Annotated in this window: 20 protein-coding genes and 1 riboswitch; of the genes, 8 read left to right on the forward strand and 12 right to left on the reverse strand. The window is 41.7% G+C overall.

Features of this window, described 5'->3' with window-relative positions; all coding sequences use genetic code 11:
* Nucleotides 1-100: 100 nt before the first annotated feature.
* From AK823_RS00460 to AK823_RS00480, 6 genes are all read right to left on the reverse strand, one after another.
* Nucleotides 101-817: a hypothetical protein gene (locus AK823_RS00460; RefSeq protein ID WP_068325381.1), complete on the reverse strand. Its 717-nt coding sequence runs from the start codon at nucleotides 815-817 to the stop codon at nucleotides 101-103.
* A gap of 160 nt (nucleotides 818-977) precedes the next feature.
* Nucleotides 978-1211, reverse strand: a complete 234-nt coding sequence (locus AK823_RS14185; RefSeq protein WP_228138882.1) for a hypothetical protein — start codon at nucleotides 1209-1211, stop codon at nucleotides 978-980.
* 75 nt (nucleotides 1212-1286) lie between these two features.
* Nucleotides 1287-1532, reverse strand: a complete 246-nt coding sequence (locus tag AK823_RS14190; RefSeq protein WP_228138883.1) for a hypothetical protein — start codon at nucleotides 1530-1532, stop codon at nucleotides 1287-1289.
* 117 nt (nucleotides 1533-1649) lie between these two features.
* Complete coding sequence (locus tag AK823_RS00470) at nucleotides 1650-2168, reverse strand: hypothetical protein (protein WP_068325383.1); 519 nt, start codon at nucleotides 2166-2168, stop codon at nucleotides 1650-1652.
* Between the two features lie 156 nt (nucleotides 2169-2324).
* Nucleotides 2325-2582: a YheV family putative metal-binding protein gene (locus AK823_RS00475; protein WP_068325385.1), complete on the reverse strand. Its 258-nt coding sequence runs from the start codon at nucleotides 2580-2582 to the stop codon at nucleotides 2325-2327.
* The gene (locus AK823_RS00480) at nucleotides 2582-4786 is read right to left on the reverse strand and encodes a M3 family metallopeptidase (RefSeq protein WP_068325387.1); all 2205 of its coding nucleotides are present in this window, start codon (nucleotides 4784-4786) and stop codon (nucleotides 2582-2584) included. Before AK823_RS00480 ends, AK823_RS00475 begins: the two co-directional genes overlap by 1 nt.
* Nucleotides 4787-5352: 566 nt before the next feature.
* On the opposite strand from AK823_RS00480, the gene AK823_RS00485 reads away from it, so the two are divergent.
* The 3 genes from AK823_RS00485 (at nucleotide 5353) to AK823_RS00495 (ending at nucleotide 8557) form a co-directional block, all read left to right on the forward strand.
* Complete coding sequence (locus AK823_RS00485; RefSeq protein WP_068325390.1) at nucleotides 5353-6465, forward strand: hypothetical protein; 1113 nt, start codon at nucleotides 5353-5355, stop codon at nucleotides 6463-6465.
* 205 nt (nucleotides 6466-6670) lie between these two features.
* Entirely contained in the window at nucleotides 6671-7429 is a 759-nt protein-coding gene (locus AK823_RS00490; RefSeq protein ID WP_068038832.1) for an endonuclease/exonuclease/phosphatase family protein, read from the forward strand.
* A gap of 123 nt (nucleotides 7430-7552) precedes the next feature.
* Entirely contained in the window at nucleotides 7553-8557 is a 1005-nt protein-coding gene (locus AK823_RS00495; protein ID WP_068325392.1) for an NADP-dependent oxidoreductase, read from the forward strand.
* Here AK823_RS00495 and AK823_RS00500 read toward each other — a convergent pair.
* The 3 genes from AK823_RS00500 to AK823_RS00510 are packed head-to-tail and all read right to left on the reverse strand — an operon-like array spanning nucleotide 8554 to nucleotide 12022.
* Complete coding sequence (locus AK823_RS00500) at nucleotides 8554-9171, reverse strand: alpha-ketoglutarate-dependent dioxygenase AlkB (protein ID WP_068325393.1); 618 nt, start codon at nucleotides 9169-9171, stop codon at nucleotides 8554-8556. The genes AK823_RS00495 and AK823_RS00500 overlap by 4 nt on opposite strands.
* An 8-nt stretch (nucleotides 9172-9179) precedes the next feature.
* Entirely contained in the window at nucleotides 9180-10070 is an 891-nt protein-coding gene (locus AK823_RS00505) for an alpha/beta hydrolase (protein WP_068325395.1), read from the reverse strand.
* A gap of 41 nt (nucleotides 10071-10111) precedes the next feature.
* On the reverse strand, nucleotides 10112-12022 hold the full coding sequence (locus AK823_RS00510) for an ABC transporter ATP-binding protein (protein WP_068330005.1): 1911 nt from the start codon (nucleotides 12020-12022) through the stop codon (nucleotides 10112-10114).
* A 359-nt stretch (nucleotides 12023-12381) separates the two neighbouring features.
* On the opposite strand from AK823_RS00510, the gene AK823_RS00515 reads away from it, so the two are divergent.
* A complete protein-coding gene (locus AK823_RS00515) occupies nucleotides 12382-13308 on the forward strand; it encodes a hypothetical protein (protein ID WP_068325397.1) in 927 nt (308 codons plus the stop codon).
* Nucleotides 13309-13593: 285 nt separating this feature from the next.
* Nucleotides 13594-14484 carry a fructose bisphosphate aldolase gene (locus AK823_RS00520; RefSeq protein ID WP_068325399.1) on the forward strand — a complete coding sequence of 297 codons (891 nt, stop codon included), beginning with the start codon at nucleotides 13594-13596 and terminating at the stop codon, nucleotides 14482-14484.
* A 250-nt stretch (nucleotides 14485-14734) separates the two neighbouring features.
* On the opposite strand, the gene thiC is transcribed toward AK823_RS00520, so the two are convergent.
* The 3 genes from thiC to argH form a co-directional block, all read right to left on the reverse strand.
* A complete protein-coding gene (thiC, locus tag AK823_RS00525; RefSeq protein WP_068325401.1) occupies nucleotides 14735-16672 on the reverse strand; it encodes a phosphomethylpyrimidine synthase ThiC in 1938 nt (645 codons plus the stop codon).
* Nucleotides 16673-16918: 246 nt separating this feature from the next.
* Nucleotides 16919-17063, reverse strand: a riboswitch (TPP riboswitch).
* 90 nt (nucleotides 17064-17153) lie between these two features.
* Nucleotides 17154-17444, reverse strand: coding sequence for an oxidative damage protection protein (locus AK823_RS00530; RefSeq protein ID WP_068033730.1), 291 nt, complete (start codon nucleotides 17442-17444; stop codon nucleotides 17154-17156).
* Nucleotides 17445-17681: 237 nt separating this feature from the next.
* A complete protein-coding gene (argH, locus tag AK823_RS00535; protein WP_068325403.1) occupies nucleotides 17682-19055 on the reverse strand; it encodes an argininosuccinate lyase in 1374 nt (457 codons plus the stop codon).
* Nucleotides 19056-19291: 236 nt separating this feature from the next.
* Here argH and AK823_RS00540 point away from each other — a divergent pair, with 236 nt between their 5' ends.
* The 3 genes from AK823_RS00540 (at nucleotide 19292) to hemC (ending at nucleotide 22778) form a co-directional block, all read left to right on the forward strand.
* The gene (locus AK823_RS00540; RefSeq protein WP_228138884.1) at nucleotides 19292-20338 is read left to right on the forward strand and encodes a sensor histidine kinase; all 1047 of its coding nucleotides are present in this window, start codon (nucleotides 19292-19294) and stop codon (nucleotides 20336-20338) included.
* A 423-nt stretch (nucleotides 20339-20761) separates the two neighbouring features.
* Nucleotides 20762-21499 carry a LytTR family DNA-binding domain-containing protein gene (locus AK823_RS00545; RefSeq protein WP_068033736.1) on the forward strand — a complete coding sequence of 246 codons (738 nt, stop codon included), beginning with the start codon at nucleotides 20762-20764 and terminating at the stop codon, nucleotides 21497-21499.
* A 283-nt stretch (nucleotides 21500-21782) separates the two neighbouring features.
* The gene (gene hemC / locus AK823_RS00550) at nucleotides 21783-22778 is read left to right on the forward strand and encodes a hydroxymethylbilane synthase (RefSeq protein WP_203226500.1); all 996 of its coding nucleotides are present in this window, start codon (nucleotides 21783-21785) and stop codon (nucleotides 22776-22778) included.
* Nucleotides 22779-22887 lie beyond the last annotated feature (109 nt).

Below are 22887 nucleotides of genomic sequence, written 5' to 3' on the forward strand. Positions count from 1 at the left end.
TAATAGATAAACGCCGGACAACAAAAAATCCAATGCCAAACGCTTACTTTAAACGTTTAACATTGGATTGATGACACTATAAACTAACGAGATAAAGTGCTTACTCTTGATCTAACTTATCAATCATACCTTGGTACTTGTCTTTTCTACTCACAATCTTAGCACGTTCTTCTTCTACATTTGCTATGAGCTTTTTAGCGACTTCTACGCTTTTATCAAAGGCTGCCAGTTCCATATCTACCACAGCTATTAATCTTTGAAGAGTCATGGCAGCCGCTTTTTCGGTGACGCCATTAGTAATGCCCGTAGCTTCGGACATGAAGTCCTCTCTAAGCTTAGATGCCCACTGAAATATACCAGCCATCGTCATATTAGATGTGTCGTCTTGCTCAGACTCATCCTTCTTATCGGCTTCATCTTTTTGATCAGATTTACTATCTTCAGTATCAGTGTCATCTTTACTAGATTTATCGTCTTTTTTGGATTTACTATCCTTTTCAGACGAATCTTCTTTACTAGATTTCTGGTCTTTATCAGTGTCTTTACTTTTGCTAGACTTATCCGACTTATCTTGTTTATCTGACTTATCATCGTCTGATTTATCATTTTTAGTAGAGCTATCGGCTTTCTTTTCTTGATCTTTCTTTTTTTGATCTTTGTCTTCTTGATAGTCATGCTCAGCGTTATAGTCTTCAAAGTCACCGTTTTCAAATACTACGGTATCGTCTTTGACCACTTCTACGCCAGTGACCGCTTTATTGTCAGTAGATTTCTTTTCGTTTCCAGTCTTGCTGTTTTTTGAGTTGTTGTTTGACATAACTGATTGTCCTGTTTGGAGTTATAGGTAAAAGATATCTACGCTCGATAATTCTTATAACTTGATATTAGGCTGGAGTAATTTTTTAGTCAATATCTCGACATAAATATACCTATTAAGGCCTACAGGAAAAAACATTTTGATAGAAAGTTGGGCAAATCTAAATGACGATACTTTTGGGCAGATGAATATCAACTCGAACTTTTGGTAGATCTTGTAAATATTGGTTGAGAAGAGGTAGGGTATCAGTATTCCAATCTAAGGGAATCAAATTTGAGGTATTAGCTATATTGCTTTTAGGATTGTCAAAGACAAGCGGGCGTGTGAGTAGAGCAGCCCTACGGATACCTTGATAGCGTATCAACGGAATAAGCTGCTCGCATAAATCAGTCAATGCAGCCGTTAACCAACGCGACCGTGCTGGATGATAAGGGTGGTCGGATATGACAAGGTTAGCAACATAACTTGGCTAATTGCCATTACTACTGATCCCAAGACCAGCATGTTCACGCAACCGTTTATGAAGTAAGCAGCTACCAGCTTCAAAGCTACCATCACGGCAAGCGCGATAATAGCGTTGATAATTGTCAGGATACAAGGTTTTAGTTCGCATCAGCACAGGATCTAGAAATATCCCAGCATTATTAACTGGTAAGATAAGTATCTGCGCGCTACTATTTAGAATAGGGGCATGGGTGAGTTGCAGAGTAGTCATAACAGATGCCCCATGAGTAGATGCTTTTATAAGTTATATAGACTCAGTCTATAGTTGAATAAAAGCTATTGCCTACTGACATACTGTTATCCAACTCAATGTTTTTAAGATGATAGCTTATTGAGGAGTTTGTGCTGCTTCTAACTGTGCGATTTGCTGCTCAAGCAATTTTATTTGTTCAGCTTTCATATCTGTCAGTTTTTTATTCATTTGCACTTGCTCAACTGCTAGTTTCTCTTGTTCTACTAGTCGTTGACGCTCGTCTTCTAAGCGATCGACTTCTTCCTTGGCTAAACTGTCAGTTTCCGGTAATGACGCATTTAAAATTGCCTCAGAGTCAGGTGTTTGTATCTCAGTTGTCTCAGCGCCTTCATTAATCGAAAGGTCGCTATCAGTATCATCAATACTCGTTGAATCCATAGTCGTTGGTATCGTATCAACTTGAGATTGCTCAGGTTCTGTCGGTATCTCTTTTACAAGCGTTGAGGTGCTCGGAAGCGGGCGTGGCCAAACGAAATAAGCGATTACGATAAGTAGCAGCAACAAGGCTATGGTTATGAGTCTTTTTAGACGGATACCCGTTGGCTTAGTTGTTACTGTTTTGGTCAGAAGAGACGAAGGTTTCTTAGAAGTCATACTGTAGCCAGTTTATATCGAAAACAAAGTTTCCATACTATAGCAAACTAAAAAACAAAAGCCTATCAATTGATAGGCTAGTAGTGAGTGCATTATTGACGACTTAGTTCAAAGCTTTTATCATTTTATAAGTATATTTACTATGAAAATTTGAAGTTAAGGTTTGAATTTTACTGTGCCACTAGTACCGGTTACCATTGCATCGCGATTAATCTGATCCTCAAGATGATTCTTGGCGCTAATCTCATCAGGGTCGGGACGGTGTTCACTATGGCCACACAGGGTACATTCAATATATTCATCAGGTGCTGGCGTCACGACATTTATTTGCACTACTGCATCTAACACCTGACACTTAGGGCAGCGTACTCCCGCTAAGAATTGCCTTTTTGGACGACTAGATTGATAACGCATTAGCTGACCTCACGCTTAGTTTGAGCATTTGCCGCAGTATTGATATCCGTATTATTAAAGCCACTATGACGTAACAACGCGTCAATACTGGCACTACGCCCACGGAAATTCTCGAAGTTGGTTTTTGCCGGCAAGCTACCGCCCACAGATAAGATAGTCTCGCGGAAGGCTTTACCAGTGATTGGGTTAAAAATGCCGTCTTCTTCAAACTTACTAAACGCATCCGCAGATAGCAGCTCAGCCCATTTATAAGAGTAATAACCTGCTGCATAGCCACCCGCAAAGATATGACTAAAACCATTAGCAAAGCGGTTGTAATCAGGTGTTTCCATAATGGCAATATCACTGCGAACGTCATTAAGTGTTGCAAGGATACCGGCATAATCAAGCGCTGGCGTATGCGAGTGAATAAGTAAATCGAACAGTGCAAACTCAATTTGACGCAATGTTTGCATGCCACTTTGGAAGTTCTTGGCAGCTAATAAGGCATCAAGCTTATCTTTTGGTAATTGCTCACCCGTCTCGACATGACTGCTAATAAGCGCAATGCCTTCAGCATCCCATGCCCAGTTTTCCATAAACTGACTGGGTAGCTCGACCGCATCCCACTCAACCCCGTTTACGCCCGCGACATCACCGACCGTTACTTGGGTCAATAGGTGATGTAAACCATGACCAAACTCATGAAATAAAGTTAATACTTCATCATGGGTGAGCAAACTTGGCTTACCGTCTAGCGCTGGGGTAAAGTTGCCGACCATAAAGCAAACTGGTAGCTGCTGATATGCTTGCTCATCATTGCTATAGCGCGATTGAAAGCCACTCATCCACGCACCACTGCGCTTGCCACTACGCGCAAATAAGTCAAAGTAAAAGCCACCGAGCAATGTATCGTTTGCATCAAATAATTGATAAAAGCGCACGTCATCATGCCAGCGCGAAACTGCGTTGGCTTCATCTTTAGTAGCTTCATTAGAACTATTTTGTTCTTGCACTTTGATACCGTATAGACGCTCAACGATAGCAAAGAGACCGTCAATAACTTTCGGTAAGGGGAAGTACGGACGAATCTCTTCTTGCGATAAACTAAATTTGTTTTGTTTTACCTTTTCGGCAATATAAGCACTGTCCCATGGTTGTAGCTCAGTGATGTCATAATCACGCGCACATTCTTGCAACTGGGCTAAATCTTGCTCAGCGGTAGGCTTAGCCTTAGTAGCCAAATTGCGTAAAAAGGTCTCAACTTCGGCTACGTTGTCTGCCATCTTGGTCGAAAGTGATACTTCAGTATAATTAGCAAAGCCTAATAGCTGGGCTTTTTGTTCACGTAATTGCAGGATTTGGCCCATGATATCAGCGTTGTTTAGCGATTCACCTTTAGCATTGGTATGAGTATCAAATTCAGAAGCACGGGTGACATAGGCGCGGTATAAGGTCTCACGCAGTTCGCGATTGTCCGCATGGGTCATGACCGCAAGATATACAGGGATATTCAAAGTCGCCACATAGTAAGGCGTTGGTAATGCATCAATCTCAGCTTGTGTGAGCACGCCGCTGGCAAGTTCACGCACTTTATATTGCTCACCCGCATCAGCTAGTAGTGCCAAGCCACTTTCCGTTAGGCCTGCTAATTGCTCTTTCTGTAATGGCAATGCAAAGGCTTGGGTAGCATCCAAAATATGATCGGAGAAAGTTGCAGATAAGGTAGATAATTTACTTTGAATGTCAGCAAATTCGTCCTGCTTATCTTTGGGTAGCGCTACACCAGACAGCTCAAAGCTTTGTAATGCAAGCTCAATGGCACGCGCACGTGCTGGCTCAAGCTCTGCAAAAAATTCTTTATCATTGACGATAGCTTGGTAACGGCTAAATAGTGGCTGGTGCTGACCGACTCGAGTACCGTAAGCGGATAGTTTAGGTAACAACTCATGATGTACATGACGAATCTTGTCATTACTCATCACACTATTAAGATGCGATAAGACTCCCCAACTCCGATCCAATGCCAAATTAATATGATCAAAAGCAATCACATCAGTCAATGCCTGCTTAGGACTTATATTACTAGTGTTGTCTGTAGACGTTGTTAGCTCGTCTAGAAAGTTATTACCTTGCTCAATCGCATCATCTACTTTTACCTGTAATTCGTTAGGCTTCGCTGCGGTAAAGTCGATAAGATGTAGGTTTGGGTCAATCGTAGTCATAGAGGTATCCAATGGTAATAAATGGCTAATTGTTATTTGGTTAATTATTGTTGAATAGTTTAATTTCTTTTTAGCATATACAAGTTAGCAAATTCAAAGAAAGCTATCTAAATGATGGGTATGCTTTGGTAAGAATGCAAGCCAGCAGCCGTAGACTAAAAGTAAATCGTCTATATTGTTTATAGGATATATTGTTTGTCAGATAAGTATTATGATTATTAGATGTCTCGAAATATGGTTTTCATTAGTGATACTTACAAAGCGTCATCATTTGCTTGCAAACTAACCCTATAGCTAGCAACATTAACTTGATAGCATCATAGTTGTTCTGCATAAAGTTGTCCTACATAACAATCAGAATATACTTGTATATAAGTATAAAAAATAACGGACGTATAGTGTGCATAACAATACATTAAACAAAGCAGTTGAATAGATAAAAGCTGTCCGATGATTAACTATGTCATAGCATTGACATAACTTGGTTAGGATAGCCCTATAGATAAAGCCAGTCTTTATCATTTAGCTACTCAAAACCGACAACAATAACATAAGGAAAAATGTTTATGAAAGCGACCCTCAAGAGTTTACGTGAAACCAAAGCCAATCCAGCAGTAAGTATATTTGTTAAGACCCATCGCGCGCATCCAGCGAATGAACAAGATCCTATCGCTCTAAAAAACCAGTTGAAAGTGATGGAAGATCGTTTAACCAGCGAGTATGATAAGCGTACCGCAACGACTATTCTAGAAAATATTCATGCCAAAACTAATGATTTAAATCATAACTATAATCTTGATACATTAGCGATATTTGCTAGCACTGATGATGTGCAAGTCATCCGTATGCCAATCGATACTACAGAACGGGTCATTATTTCAGATCGATTTGCGACCCGTGACTTAGTTCGCGATATGGCGAGTGCGGTACATTATTATACGGTAGTTCTGACCCGTGATAAGGCGCGACTCATCGAAGCTTCTAACGATCGTGTAGTCATGGAGTTCGACAAGGATGATGATAGTCAAAATCATATGGAAAGCATCCCATTCCCTATTGATAATAATGGACTATATACTACAGGCGATGGTGGCTCTGATCGTTCATCTAACAATGAAAGCAGTTATCTAAAAGAGTTCTTTAACCAAGTTGACAAAAGCGTGCAAGAACTATGGGGTGAGCACAAAATGCCACTCGTCATTGTTGGTGATGCAAAAAATATTGGCTACTACAAAGAAGTTTGTGATCGTCCAGACAATATTATTGCAATGGTCTCAAACGCTACCAATCTAGATGATGGTAGTGCACAGCATATCGTTAACTCAGTACAAGAGGCGGTAGAAGAATATCGTACGTCATTACATAAAGCAGCACTGGGTGAGATTGACAAAGCACGCGGGGCTGATATGCTTCGGACTGATTTGCAGGATGTATATCGTGCTGCTTATCAAGGCGCTGGTGAAACCTTATATGTACGTCGCGGTTATATGCAGGCTGCGATGATTGACGAAAAAGCGCAGACATTAACTGCTGCTAATGATGCATCTGAAAAAGGTGTGACTGATGACGCTGTTGGCGAAATCATTGAGCATGTCATTCATAATGGTGGTGAGGCTGTGTTTATGCCACAAGATATTATGAGTGATGATCAGCCAATTGCTTTGGTTACGCGCTACTAATCGTTATCTAGCTAGCCAGTTAGCTTAGCAATAATGATTTAGCATCAATAAAAAAAGCATTGGTTCAATATGAGCCAATGCTTTTTTGCATTTCATATAATTAATATAGTTGCGATAAAGCTAAGACAAAATTACCATTCCTGTTGTTATAGCGCGAATAACGCCTATAATCGCTTATAACACTTATTTTATGAATACTGAATTTATGATTAATAAAAACTCTTTTGTTGTGACCAGCTATAACATCCATAAAGGCATGTCGCCACTTAATCGCCGAGTAAAAATGCAAGGGATTGCTCAAGCCCTTGAAGAAGTAGGCTCTGATGTCCTATGTTTACAAGAGGTGCAAGGTCAGCATTTGAGGCGCAATATGCACTATAACGAATACCCTGATCAATCTCAGCATGAATGGTTTGGTGAGTATCTGCAGCTAGAAAATAGCTATGGTAAAAATTCAGAATATGAAAATGGTCATCATGGTAATGCGGTACTGAGCCGATTTCCACTAGATCCAAAGCATAACGTTAACATTACTGTGAATAAACTTGAGCAACGCGGTGTCTTGCATTGTGAGGTGCAGCCAGCTGGTTGGGATGTGCCAGTGGTGGTATTGTGCGCTCACTTGAACCTATTTGAGCGTGATCGTATTAAGCAATATCAAGCCATTAGTGATTACATGCGCAACGAGATAGCTCCGAATCAACCTCTGATTTTAGCGGGTGATTTTAACGACTGGAAAAAGCTATCTTGTGACACCTTAGCAAGTGATCTTGGGATGACTGAGGCTTTTAAACAATGTCATGGTAAATTGTTACCGACCTTTCCTGCAAAGCTGCCTGTGCTAAGTTTAGATCGTATCTATGTACGTAATCTTACTGTGAAAAACGCTTGGGTACATACTGGTAAACCTTGGTCAAAATTGTCCGATCACTTGCCTATTAGTGCTGAGTTGGCTTTGTTATAGTATAGGTTCGCTACCTATAAATTGAATAATACCTGTTTCTTTTTTAATAAAATTAAAACTCAAAAAATTCCAAATTAATAAGATAATTAACTACTAGCACATAAAATATAAGGATATATACCTATGTCTAACCTTTCTAATAAACCATTGCCAACGACTCAACACGCTGTACTTATTCGTGAGTTTGGTGAACCCGATGTCATGAACTATCAAGACGATGTCGCTATCCCTGAGTTAAGTGATGACCAAGTGTTAGTGAAAGTCGCGTATGCAGGCATTAATCCCGTTGATTATAAGACTCGCCAAGGTAAGGGCTGGGGTGCCGAGAATATCCGTAAAAATAAATTTGACCATGACAAACCTGCTATTTTAGGTTTTGATATGGCTGGTGTTGTGGTCAAAAGTAATAACGATCAGTTTACTGTTGATGAGAAAGTCGCAGCGCTTACTTTTGATGGTGGCTGTTATGCTGAGTATGTGGCAGTCGATGCTACATTGCTGGCTAAAGTACCAGAATCGGTAACGCTAGAGCAGGCAGGTGCACTGCCTTGTATAGGACAAACGGCACTACAATTTGTAGAATTTGCTGATATCAAAACAGGCGAGCATGTCGTAATGAATGCCCCGGCAGGTGGTGTTGGTCATCTACTCATTCAGTTATTAATGGACAAGGTGAATCAGAACGATATCAAAGTCACTGTTATTTGCTCACCAGAAAAGTATGCCAAGCTTGATGACCTTATAGATAAGAGCAAGCTAGCAGGCTGGATTGATTATACTAAAGAGGATGCATTCCCTGATTTGCAAGCGGATGTGCTACTGGACTTGGTCGGTGGTGATGCAGGTGTACGTGCGCTTGATGTGCTCAAGTCTGGTGGACGCGTCAATGTGCTACCAACGATTTGGGTCGATAAGCTCAAGGAGGCTGGCAGCCAAAAAGATCTAAATGTCGCTGGTTATAAAGCTCAACGTAGTGGGCAAGATATGGCAAGAGTATTACAACAAGTGGCAACTGGTAAGCTCAAATTACATATTCAGCAGACTTATCCGCTATCTGAGATCGTTGCCGCTCACACTGAGCTACAAAAAGGCGATACCTTTGGCAAAATTGTCTTAAAAGCCAGCTAATCTGAAAGCACGTGCCGAAACGTTAGACTAATTCGTCCATCGGCTACTGTTTTAGTCTTAGTGACGGTGTGCTTCCAAAATGCTTGGGTATCACCATGCATAACGATAAGCTGACCAGACTCAAGATGAAGCTCGACTTTATCTTGAGTTTTTTTATGCTTAAAAACAAATTTTCGTGTAGCGCCAACGGACAAGGAAGCAATAATTGGCTGATAGCCTAGCTCCTTTTCATCATCCGCATGATAGCCCATACCGTCAGATCCTGAAGGGTAATAATTTAGCAAACAAGTATTAAAGTCAGCAGCGATTCCAATATTTGCCAGCTGTCGCTCGACAACTTGTTTCACATGAAACACTGCATCTGACCATGGAATGCTTTGGCGCGCATGACCGGAGTATTGGTAACTGGTATCTTCTTCACCCATCCAAACAATCTGACGAGTGGTGACATGAGTTTTACCAAATAAAGTTACGATATCAGAGCGCCAAGGAAGCTCAGTTAAAAGTTTGTCGTAGAGGTCATTAGGATTATTAATAATAACTCCTAAATTATTGACCTTACCATCATAGGGTAACAAGTTATCAGTGGGTGCTGGGGCAAAAAGATCAGTCATGGTTTGGCTTATTTACGGCTTTGATAGTGTTCACTTATGATTTGCGCACATAATTCAGGCGCTTCCATCGGTAACAAGTGACCGTAATCTGTTAGTGATATGATGCTGTTGTCAGGTACAAAATTTTGCCATTGCTTGCGAACTTTATGGTTAATAAACAAAGTTGGTTTACCGGTAATAAGCGTATAGGGGCAGCGCAATTTTTTAAGAGATTTATCAATATGTGGCGTGCCAAAGTAATTGGCGAGCTCTTGCTCTGGATCAAATATTAGAGAGTAGCTGCCATTAGTATTTGCAGCAAGGCTTTGTTCAGCGAACACCAACAAGTGCTCATCACTGATACGTCTGTAAGCACGTTGTTCGCGCAGGTGCTCATAGTAACCTTCGATACTTGACCAAGTCGTTCGCTTGGTTAGTGTGCTTTTAAAAGGCTCGCGGCTGAGCATAAAAGCCCGTGGGAGTAAATTATACAGTGCTGTTTGTTTCTTGGTAAAAGTGACTGGCTCGATAAGGTATAGTTGTGAGAATAGATCGGGACGCTTGGCCGCCGCCATTGCGGTAGCGGTTGCCCCTTGTGAATGTCCAATACCGATAATAGGTGCATCTTGAGTTTTGTCCAAAAACTTAATGAGCATATCGGCATCTTGTTCACGAGTCAGGCGACGAGCTTTGGGCTTGTCGTACCAATAGCCACGCATTGCTAGCGAGGTTATATCAAAATTATCCGCAAGATTATGCATTAGAGGCTGATAGGTACCGACAGTGAAGCTATTGCCACCATAAAAATGCGCAGCTGGACGTTTATGGGCATTTTTTCTCACCGCCGCATTGAGCTGGCTTAGGTCGTAATAGCGGGCTTGTTGTCCACTGATATCAATACTGTTTGTAAATGCTTCCATGAGAATAACACTTCCTTGTGACTCATTATGTTTAACGATAATTAACTGTTTTCACCTAAGAAACCACCACTTTGGCGCTGCCATAATCCAGCATAGACGCCATTTAATGCTAATAATTCATCATGGCTGCCTTGTTCGATGATTTGACCTTTATCCATGACCACCAATCTATCAAGCGCTGCAATCGTTGACAGACGATGGGCAATAGCAATGACGGTCTTGCCAGTCATGATGTCATTTAGACTTTCAGTGATGGCATACTCAATCTCAGAGTCGAGCGCACTTGTCGCTTCGTCCAATAATAAAATTGGCGCATTTTTTAGCATAACGCGTGAGATGGCAATACGTTGACGCTGACCGCCAGAGAGTTTGACCCCGCGTTCTCCAACCTGCGTATCAAGACCAGTATTGCCTTTATCATCATATAAGTCTTTGATAAATTCCCAAGCTTGTGCTTGTTTAGTGGCAAGAATGATTTCTTCATCGCTGGCATCAGGACGTCCATAGGCGATGTTTTCACGTACGGTACGGTGGAGCAGTGAGGTATCTTGCGTTACCATACCGATTTGCTGGCGTAAAGACTCTTGAGTGACTTCATCAATCGCTTGTCCATCGATATAAATTTTACCTTTATCAACATCAAAGAAGCGCAGTAATAAGTTCACCAAGGTCGATTTACCGGCACCTGAACGTCCAACCAAACCGATTTTTTCACCGGGTTTGATATCTAAATAAAAGTTATCCAGTAGTTTTACTTGTGAGGGGATAAGCGCTGTTCCGGCAGTATCAACCCCATCAATGCGCTCGCCTTCGATATCATCTTCACCCTCATAACTAAAATCAACATGGTCAAAGACGATATGACCATCGGTAACTTTTAGATTAGAAGCGTTAGGCGCATCAACGATAGTCTGCGGTGCAGATAAGGTACGCATACCGTCTTGGGCGGTACCAATGCTCTCAAACAAGCTTGCTGTTTGCCACATAATCCACTGCGTTAAACCGTTTAATCGTAATGCCATTGCGGTTGCTGCGGCAATAGCCCCAACGCCAATATCGCCTTGTTGCCATAAATAGATACCAATCCCAGCCGTACTACTCACTAAAATGACGCTGATCAGATGGGTTGAGATCTCTAAATAGCTGACCCAGCGCATTTGCGCATGAACCGTTCCTAAAAACTGACCCATAGCGTTCTTAGCATAACCCAGCTCACGGCGCGAATGACTGAACAATTTAACGGTCATAATATTGGCGTAAGCGTCAGTGATACGGCCAACCATCAACGCGCGGGCATCAGCCTGTACGATAGCAGTCCGTTTAAGCTTGGGAATAAAGAAACGTAAAGTAAAGCCAACGAGTACAAACCAGATGATAAATGGGATTAATAATAAGCTGTCTAAGTTAAATAAGATGACACCAGTGGTAATAAAATAAACGATCACATACATAAACATATCAGTGACCGTCATCACCGTATCGCGTACGGCTAGTGCGGTTTGCATTACCTTGGCAGAAACTCGACCAGAAAACTCATCTTGATAAAACTGCATCGACTGCCCGAGCATATGCTGATGAAAACGCCAGCGCATTTGCATCGGGAACACGCCCTGAATCGACTGAAAATGAATAAACGACGATAAGGCAATCCAAAACGGACTCAGTAGCATTACCGCTAGCATCAAAAGGAGCACGTCGCCTTTTTCAGTCCATAGCGTTTGCGGCGTATAGATACCTAGCCAGTCAACTATATTACCAATCCATGCAAATAGCATCGCTTCATAAATGCCGATACCCGCGGACAAAATCATAAAAAACAGTAGCCAGCCACGTAAACCTTTGGTACATGCCCACAAAAATCTCAACAGCCCTTGACGAGGTGAGGGTAATGGCATAGGAGTATCAGGAAAGGCGGGTAGACGATTTTCAAAAAAACGGAATAGAGCATTCATAGGCAAAAATGATACGCCAAGATAAACGATATTAAACGTCATCTTGGGCACTTACTTGTGTTATTGGGATTGCGCACTATTTTAGCAAAACTTCAGAGTTACACCTGCATGCTAATTGTAATTTGAACGCTACAGGTCGTATTTGGTATTAACTATTAAAAACCACTATAAATAGATTGCTGTACAAAAAATATTTTGTTACCTTCCCCTATTTCGTTTTATTCAATGGGGTATATTCTCTATTAATAATCATTGGCTTATCTAAAAATCAAACGCTTAAAAATGACTATATCAAGATTCTCAGCACTGGCATACAAACAATAAACCCGCAAAATTTCGATTTAAAAAGGTAGAAGCTAATGATTTATTTAACGATTGCAGTGCTATGTAGTGTCGCTGTTTCCGTTCTGCTCAAAGTATTGCGACAAAAGAACATAGATATTCGCCAGACGATCGTTGCTGGTTATCCAGTCGCCTTTTTACTGACTTTTATCTTATTAAAACCAGATGTGAGTAGTGTTAATACACTTGGCGCTGCATGGGGCATTATTATCGCTCTTGGTGTGCTGTTGCCCGCCGTATTTGTAATGCTTGGACGTGCCATTGAAGCCGTTGGAATGGTGGCAACCGATGCAGCTCAGCGTTTATCATTGATTATTCCTATTGTTGCCGCCTTTTTATTATTTGGTGAGATTTTGACTGGCACGCGCATATTTGGGCTAGCTTTAGGATTTTTGGCACTAGGAGCCTTGGTTTATCGTCCGCAGCAAGCTGTCATTGCTAATACCAGTGGCAATACTACTACTAGTGGCAATAACACCAATAGTATAAGTATGGCAGCTACTGAGACTGCCAATAAAAATCCTGTACTCAAAACACCCCTATGGTTGTTTGGGGTGTGGGCAGGTTATGGCATCATTGATATTTTGTTCAAACAAGTTGCCAAGCAAGGCACGGCATTTCCCTTGACTTTGTTTGTCAGTTTTGGACTTGCAGGGTTGTTGTTGTTTATTTATTTGCTCATCACTCATATACGATGGCAAGGTAATGCACTTGTCGCAGGATTACTGCTTGGTGCGCTCAACATGGGTAATATTTATGCATATGTGCGTGCACATCAAGTATTGTCTGACTCACCAAGTATCGTATTCACAGGTATGAACGTTGGAGTCATCGCAGTGGCGACTATCATTGGAGTAGGTGTCTTTAAAGAATCTCTTAATCGTATCAATATGCTGGGATTGTTGTTAGCAGTAAGCGCTGTGGCAGTACTGTTCTTAGCTTAGACAACGAGACAATGTAAATTTCACGAGCAATTTAACATTTATAATAGGAATAGAAGGTTAAGTTTGTATATGCTGATACCAGTATATATAATAAAGCATAGTGATATCATATATAAATCCAACAACTGTTCTTAAAAATCACTAATTCTTAACTTATTCAATGTAGGCACATAGTATGTCCTATGGTAAAGTTACTTATAGTTAGATCGTATGCAAGTTGTCATATAGCGCATAAGGTGTCACAGTAAAATTGATACTTATTAATAATTAGAGGATGCACACTTAATGGAATATCAAAAGCAATCACAACGGATAAAAGACGGCTCAGGATTTATCGCGGCACTCGACCAAAGTGGTGGAAGCACGCCTAAGGCACTTGAGAATTATGGTGTGAGTGGGGATGAGTACGATAATGACGAAGCCATGTTTGATCTTGTACATGAGATGCGTGTACGGATTATGACTTGCGACTGCTTTGATAGCGAGCGTGTTCTTGGGGCGATTTTGTTCGAAGATACGATGGATCGTGAGGTCAATGGTAAGCCTACGGCTAACTATCTATGGGAAGATAAAAATATCGTGCCTTTTTTAAAGGTGGATAAAGGCTTAGCAGAACAAATGAGTGGCGTACAAGTGATGCGTCCAATACCTAATTTAGATGCATTATTAGATAAAGCCCAAAATTACCCAGTGTTTGGCACTAAAATGCGTTCAGTGATTTATGAGCCAAGTGTCGATGGTATTGAGCTTGTCGTCCAGCAGCAGTTTGATGTGGCTAAGCAAATTATCTCTAAAGGTTTTATGCCTATCGTTGAGCCAGAAGTAGATATCAATAGTGATAAGAAGCACGAATGCGAGCTACTGCTTAAAACCAATCTATTACATAACCTTGAGCGCTTGGCTGATGATAAGCAAGTGATGCTTAAGCTGACTTTACCTGAAGAATCTGGTTTTTACCAAGAGTTGATTGATCATCCAAAAGTATTAAAAGTCGTTGCATTGTCTGGCGGTTATAGCCGTAGCGATGCTTGCGAAAAGCTTAAGCAAAACCCAGGTATGATTGCCAGTTTCTCACGCGCGTTTACCGAAGGTTTGAGTAAACAGCAAAGCGATAAAGAGTTTGCTGATACGATTAATACCTCAATCGATGAGATTTATAAAGCGTCGAAGGTTTAATCGAACCACTTTTCCTACATGCTAACGTAAAAAAGCTTGAACCTAACAATTAGGTTCAAGCTTTTTATTTTAACTAGATTTTAGTAAATGAATAGCTATATCTCTTTATACAACTGACGGCCTTCACTATGATGTTTTTCGGTCATCTCTGCCATACCTTTACTTCCTCGGCACTGGCTTTGCCAACTTGCTCGACCAGCTCAGTTTCTACTTCTTTAATCAGATGACCAGCATTGGTTAAGTCGCCCGTTTAAGGCGTTACCTTTTTATTAGCGGCATCTTTATCCAGTCCCGCTGCATATTCCCGCACGTTTTGAGTGATTTTCATCGAGCAAAATTTTGGGCCACACATTGAGCAAAAGTGGGCGGATTTGTGCGCATCTTTTGGCAAAGTTTCATCATGATATTCACGCGCGGTATCAGGGTCGAGGGCTAGATTAAACTGATCATCCCAGCGGAACTCAAAACGAGCTTTGGACAAAGCGTTATCACGTGCCTGCGCACCTGGATGACCTTTGGCAAGATCGGCAGCGTGAGCGGCAATCTTATAAGTGATGATGCCGTCTTTGACATCCTTTTTATTGGGCAGACCTAGATGCTCTTTTGGCGTGACATAACAAAGCATGGCGGTGCCGAACCAGCCAATCATCGCTGCTCCGATGGCACTGGTGATATGGTCATAACCCGGTGCAATATCGGTCGTTAATGGCCCTAACGTATAAAATGGCGCGTCCGCACACAGCTCAAGCTGCAAATCCATATTTTCTTTAATACGGTTCATCGCGACGTGACCCGGTCCTTCAACCATGACCTGCACATCATGCTCCCATGCTACTTTGGTCAGCTCACCTAACGTTTTAAGTTCACTGAATTGCGCTTCATCATTGGCATCTTGTAAGCAACCAGGACGCAGACCATCACCCAAACTAAAGGCGACATCATAGGCTTTCATAATCTCACAGATATCTTCAAAGTAAGTGTACAAAAAGCTTTCTTGTTGGTGCGCCATGCACCACTGCGCCATGATTGAGCCACCACGTGACACAATGCCTGTAAGGCGTTCGGCAGTCATCGGTACATAATCGAGCAGTACACCTGCATGAATAGTGAAATAATCCACGCCTTGCTCTGCTTGTTCAATCAAGGTGTCGCGGAATATCTCCCATGTTAAATCTTCAGCGACGCCATCGACTTTTTCTAGCGCTTGATAAATAGGGACCGTACCAATCGGCACTGGTGAGTTACGAATTAGCCATTCACGGGTTTCATGAATATGATTGCCGGTCGATAAATCCATAATGTTGTCTGCGCCCCAACGTGTTGCCCACGTCATTTTTGACACTTCTTCGTCAATAGAGGAGCCGAGTGCTGAGTTACCGATATTGGCGTTAATTTTTACTAGGAAATTGCGTCCGATAATCATCGGCTCAGATTCAGGGTGATTGATGTTATTAGGGATAATTGCGCGTCCAGCGGCAACTTCATCACGTACAAATTCAGGGGTGATAATTTTCGGCGTATTAGCACCGAAGCTCTCACCATCATGTTGACGCATATCAGTCAACTCGTGCTGCTTTTGCGTCTCACGAATGGCGATATACTCCATTTCAGGGGTGATAATGCCGCGACGAGCATAGTACATTTGCGTGACATTTTTGCCTGTTTTTGCACGGCGAGGTTTATCAATGTGGGCAAATCGTAAGTTGGCAGTGCTAATATCACGGGCGCGCGTTTGTCCATACTGACTTGATAGACCTTTTAACTGCTCGGTATCTCCGCGCTCGTTTATCCAGCCTTCACGTAATTTTGGCAATCCTTTGGTGAGGTCAATCTCAACATTGGGATCAGTATAAACACCTGATGTGTCATAGACATAAAACGGTGGGTTTTGCTCCCATTCGTTCTCAGAAATGCCTTGCACAGGGGTTGGATCAAGCGTTATTTCGCGCATCGGTACTTGAATATCGGGTCTTGAGCCTTCGATATAAATTTTACGGGAGGCGGGCAAGATACGGTGTAAGTCGCGGGCATCTTCTTCAAAGCGCGCGTCTGTTTGATGGCGATGGGCAGGTGTTTTTAGGGCATCTGCTTTTTTATCCGCTTTGCTGTCAGTCGCGTTGAGCGAAGCATTAGCTGGGATATGGGTTTGAGCAGCTTTTGTGTTCGAGGTAATGTCTGAGATAGTCATATGGTGTCCTAGCGTGTTGGTTTTTGAATAAAATCAACACCGCCAGTAGCTGCGGGGTAAGCATTAGTTATCCATGCGATATCAATTTAAATAAAATGATTACTCTACTAAACTTAGATCTAGTAAATTATTTTAGAAATTGGTAGACGCAGCTTCGTATCATTCGTCATTATATAGCGCTTGGCAAGCGACAAAAAATAGTGACGGTAATAAAAAGGCATTTCTGCACGCCCTTTGCACATATATAACCATTGCTTAAGACTTCCCTGCGTCGGTACTAACCGCATCAGGTTCGGCGGGTGATCTCTCAGCGAATGTACAAAGGCGATTACTTTAATAAAGTAAGTTTAGTAAAGCGAGCCTTTAATACACCGCACCCCGAGTCTGTCAGTGTTGTGAATCAACTTTATACTAGCAAACTTCTATGGCGAATTATAGTCATTTACCAAGTTTAATAGTATCAGGTTCAAAAGTGTAAACCTTAAGCCTCTGGCGTCCAACCTTGTGCACGCTCATAGTCTTCATTATCCAAAAACTTATCACGCTGTTCGGTTAAGAATTTTTTGGCTGCAGGATCCATCATGCTTAAATGGTTCTCATTAATAAGCATCGTCTGATGCTCAAGCCATTCTTTCCACGCTTTGTCAGATACCGTTTCTTGTAGCTCTTGACCTTTTTTATTAGGAAAAGGCGGATGCGGCATTTTTGGCAATTCTTGCTGATATTTACGGCAAAAAACTGTATTGGCTTGTGGGTTAAAACTCTCAGTCATGAGATGCTCCTTATTAAGTAAGCTATTAATTTATTAAGTCAAATATCGATATCAACCTATGATAACGGTCTTGGTCGATTTAGCAAAGGCTATCAAGTATATAGAAGGTAACCGTAAATCTGTTTAATACCAGTTTTGCCAGTATTATGACAAATAAAAAACACCCGCCCTAAGTAGTGAATGTTAGGAGCGAGTGTTAAATATACAATATTAAGGCGGTTTTTTTAAACCAGGCGTTTAAGCAAAAACTTTTAAGCGTGCACGACCATTAACGACAGCTTGCTTAACTTGATTGGGTGCAGTGCCACCTAAATGATCACGAGCTGCTAATGAACCTTCTAATGTTAAAAAGTCAAACACATCATCACCAATAGCATCACTAAACTGCTGTAGTTGGGCAAGTGACAAATCACTCAAATCAACGCCCTCTTTAATACCTAGAGCAACGGCATTACCGACCACTTCATGCGCATCACGGAATGCCACACCTTGGCGTACGAGATAATCTGCTAAATCGGTCGCAGTTGCATAACCTTTCATGGTGGCAGCACGCATGTTTTCTTTGTTTGGCGTAATATTTGGCAACATATCAGCGAACGCCAAAAGCGAACCAGTTAAGGTATCAACACAATCGAATAGAGGTTCTTTGTCTTCTTGGTTGTCTTTATTATAGGCAAGCGGCTGACTTTTCATAAGGCTCAATAAAGTCATCAACTGACCAAATACGCGCGCTGCCTTACCGCGTACCAGCTCTGGCACATCAGGGTTTTTCTTTTGCGGCATAATAGATGAACCGGTACAAAAACGATCTGGTATCTGTACGAAGTTAAACTGCGCTGACATCCACAGAATAATCTCTTCGCTCATGCGTGACATATGCATCATTAAAATAGAGGCAGCTGAAGTAAACTCGATAGCAAAATCACGGTCAGAAACTGCATCTAGCGAATTCTGGCAAATACCTTCGAAACCAAGCAACTCAGCAGTGATAGTGCGATCGATTGGGAAGGTCGTACCAGCAAGGGCGGCGCTACCAAGTGGCATCTGATTGATACGGCGGCGTGCATCAACTAGACGTTCAGTATCACGATATAACATCTCAAACCATGCCATTACATGATGACCAAAGCTGACAGGCTGTGCGGTTTGCAAATGGGTAAAGCCTGGCATAATGGTATCGGTATGTTGTTCAGCCAAGTCAAGTAGGCCGCTTTGCAGACGTACCAATAAGGCAATGATATTGTCAGTTTCTTCACGCAACCATAAACGAATATCAGTTGCGACCTGATCATTACGGCTACGTCCAGTATGCAGCTTTTTACCCACTGCACCGACGATATCGGTTAAGCGCGACTCAACGTTCATGTGCACGTCTTCAAGCGCAATCGACCATTTAAACTCGCCTGCTTCAATCTCGACAAGCACCTGCTTTAGACCGTCGATAATTGTTGCAACCTCGTCAGCCGTCAGAATGTCACATTCTTTGAGCATAGTAGCGTGAGCGATTGAGCCTTCGATATCATGTCGCGCAAAGCGCTGGTCAAAGCCAACCGAAGCGGTAAAGGCTGCAACGAAGCTATCGGTCGCCTCACTAAAGCGTCCACCCCACATTTGTTGCCCCTGTGCATTGTGGGCAGGGCTGTCAGCTTGATTAGGGGTAGCGGCATTTGTCTGTGTGGCCGCTGCATTTGTGCTAAAATCAAGTGAATTTGAATTTTTATCTTGCTTGGGATTACTAGGATTTGAAGAGTTGGCGTTCATATTGGTCTAAGACAAGTCAGGAAAATAAGAGCTCAAGTATAGCAAAGGATGAGGTTGCCTTGCTAGCTGAGCGCTTAGAGTTTTTTATGCCTAGGCTTACAGAAATGATGAAACCATGGCAATGGATGCTCTACATCTTCTTTTGGGCGTTGTTTGTTACGTCGATTGATCGTCATGATCTGGCTACTTGGCCTCAATTCTTCGTTAAATTCTTGAGCCGGATTGTTCAATATGTTTTGAGCATTATCCCGTCTTTATATCTAATAGATTATCTGCGGCCTATCTTTAAACGCGCCAACCCTATTAATGTCAGCATGAAAGTCTTACTTTTATTTACCATTACCTCTGCTGTGTCTGTAACGCTAGTCATGTTGGTTATGATTAATACTGGCTGGCTGGTTTATGAGCGTAAAGCCTTTGTATTAAACGTACTATTCAATATTGTGATTACCGTCGGTTTTACTTTAGTGTTTATGTTGTACTTTATTAGACGTTATCGTGAGCTGATCGCACTCAAGCAGTCATTTGAGCACAAACTTACTGCCCAAAATGACTTAATAAAAGCACGTATTGCCCCGCATTTTTTCTTCAATACAGTCAATAGTTTAGTATCACTTATTGAATCTAAGCCTCCGCAGGCCGCAGAGCTTTTACAACATGTATCAGCACTCTTTCGAGCCACTTTTAATGGCGCGCGCGAAATTAGCTTTGAAGAAGAAGTTGCCCTTTGTGAGCATTACTTAGCGATTGAATCGAGTCGTTTGGGCGATAAGCTGGTTGTAAATTGGAATCTTCCTGACGATGACGTCATGTATGATATGGTAATTACCGCGTTAACTTTACAAAGCGTTCTTGAAAAAATGCTGCTTAATGTCGTTGAGATGACAACTGAAACTATTTTTATCGATATTACTGTAACATGGCAACAGCATCGCGTTACTATCACTGTTACGGTCCAACTGCCCAGTAAAACCTTAATGGTTGTTCATGACTTACGTCGCCATGTGAACTTTTATATCCAAGCTGAGCGTCTCAGAGCCTATTTTGATCAAAGTGCTAATATACAAAGTGATGTCACCAACGAGCGAATTGTGACCGTGATTAACTACCCTCTACATGATGTAGGATTTTAGTTTTTCTTATTACACAACTTAAATCGACCATTTTTTCACCTTTCATTCGAGTATCGCTACCGTCAATTCAAACATGGCATATTTATTGCTGCTTATCTTGCATAACCATATTTTGGAGACTTAATCACTCGTATGCACTTAGGTTGATTGATTGGTAGCTACAGGGTTTGAATCAAAAACTATATGAATATCATCGTCAAGCTGTCTGTTTTAATAACATATAGATGACAAACGCTTTCCAAAACTCATGCAGGTTTTATAGCCTGGTTGGAGTAAGATAAATACGAATTATCGGTGTCTAACTAATTAATCATAGAGTTATTAAATAATTACTTTTATGTATGCTGGGCTACTACGAATTTATACAAAATAATATCAAGAGTAGTTAAAATATATTTATTATGCTGTAAAAGAGGAATCTACATGCGAATCGTAGTTTGTGATGATGAGCCACTTGCTCGTGAGCGCTTGGTCAGAATCGTGCAAGAATCAGGGTACGAGGTGGTCGCCCAAGCAACGACTGGTGCTGAGGCCATCACTGCAGTAAAAATACAGCAGCCTGATATAATATTGCTCGATATACGAATGCCAGAAATGGATGGGGTACGCTGTGCACAAGCACTTAATGAGCTTGAGCATCCGCCAGCTATCATTTTTGTTACAGCCTACGACCATTATGCCATTGCAGCGTTTAAAGCCAATGCGATAGGCTATTTACTCAAGCCTGCAAATAAAGATGAATTGTTAGAAGCGTTGAGTCAAGCAAAAAACCTGAATGCCGCGCAATTGAATGAGATTCGTAAACTTGAAGACCCGACTGCTCGTCCTGTGCGTGAACATATTGCAGCACGTACACATCGTGGCGTCGAGCTGATTAAACTCAAAGATATCTACTACTTTACTGCTGACCAAAAGTACGTCAAAGTCCGTCATAAAGAAGGCACAGTACTCATAGATGAGACTTTAAAAGAGCTTGAGCAAGAATTTGAGAGCCGACTGTTTCGGGTCCATCGTAATGCCATCATCAATCTAAGCTTTTTGGATTACTTAGAAACCATAGATTCTGGGCAATATCAAGTACGCTTTAAAGGTCTTGATGAGACTTTAGCGGTTAGTCGTCGACATCTACCAGCGCTACGAGAAAAGATTCAAAGTATGTAACCATGGCTTCTTATTATAGAAATGACTCAGAGATAGGTGTCTTCAACAACATATTCTAGAAGCTAACGCCTTTATGAATAGCTAGTAACAACCAAAATATCTCGACCATATCTTCGTACCCTTATTTATGCTTAAATAGGGGTATTTTTTTGCGTCAGATAAAAATTTTTGCACCTATTAAAAGCTTGTAAATAATAAATTTTCTGACGCATCAAACATAGTATTAACAATATAGCACTTAATAATCTTGAGGCCTATCATGAGTACCACGCAGCCATCTGCTTTGCATACCTTAAATATCGCCACACGTCAAAGCCCGCTTGCCTTATGGCAAGCAGAGCATATTCGTGATCGATTGCTGGAACTGTATCCAGAGATGACTATCAATTTACTAAAAATCATCACTAAAGGTGACAAGATTTTAGACACCCCACTAGCAAAAATAGGCGGTAAAGGCTTATTTGTTAAAGAGCTTGAGCAAGCACTATATGATGGGCAGGCAGATATTGCTGTGCATTCACTAAAAGATGTCCCTATGCAGTTGCCTGAAGGTTTAACACTTGGCGTTTATTGCAAACGTGCAGCGCCAACGGATGCATTTGTCTCTAACACTTATAATAGTATTGATGAATTACCACAAGGCGCGGTCGTTGGTACCGCAAGTTTACGCCGTCAATGTCAAATCAAAGCCTATCGTCCAGATCTACAAATCAAGACCTTGCGCGGTAACGTGGGTACACGTTTAGGCAAACTTGATGCAGGCGACTACGATGCCATTATTTTGGCAACCAGTGGCCTACAGCGCATCGAGCTTGATGAGCGTATTCGTGGTGAGTTAGCGATCGATACCTGCCTACCAGCTGTTGGTCAAGGGGCATTAGCAATTGAATGCCGTGAAGATGATGCAAATGTATTGGCACTGCTTGCCCCGCTTAACGATGATAAGGCGCGCATTCGCTTAATCGCTGAGCGCGCTTTAAATCGTCATTTAGAAGGTGGTTGCCAAGTTCCGATTGCCGCTTATGCGGTATTGCATGCTGATAACGCTAAAGAAATCACTACCGATTATGATAACGATGATAGCGGTCATAACTTATGGCTACGTGGCCGAGTCGGACAAGCAGATGGTAGTGAATTGCTAAAGGCTGAAAAGCGTATTGCATTGACTGGAACGCAAGCAGAGAAAGAAGCACAGGCCAATCAATTAGGTATCGATGTCGCCAAGATGCTACTTGCCGATGGTGCTGGCGCTATTTTGGCTGCGATTTATCATCCGTAATTATACTTAGTCATAAGTATTTATATAAACAATAAGTAGTATGTTACGCCGCTAATACAGATAACACTAAGTTGAATAGGTGTTCACTATCTGTAGTAGCGGTATCTAA

Origin of the sequence: Psychrobacter sp. P2G3 (assembly GCF_001593285.1) — a bacterium.
Lineage (GTDB): Bacteria > Pseudomonadota > Gammaproteobacteria > Pseudomonadales > Moraxellaceae > Psychrobacter.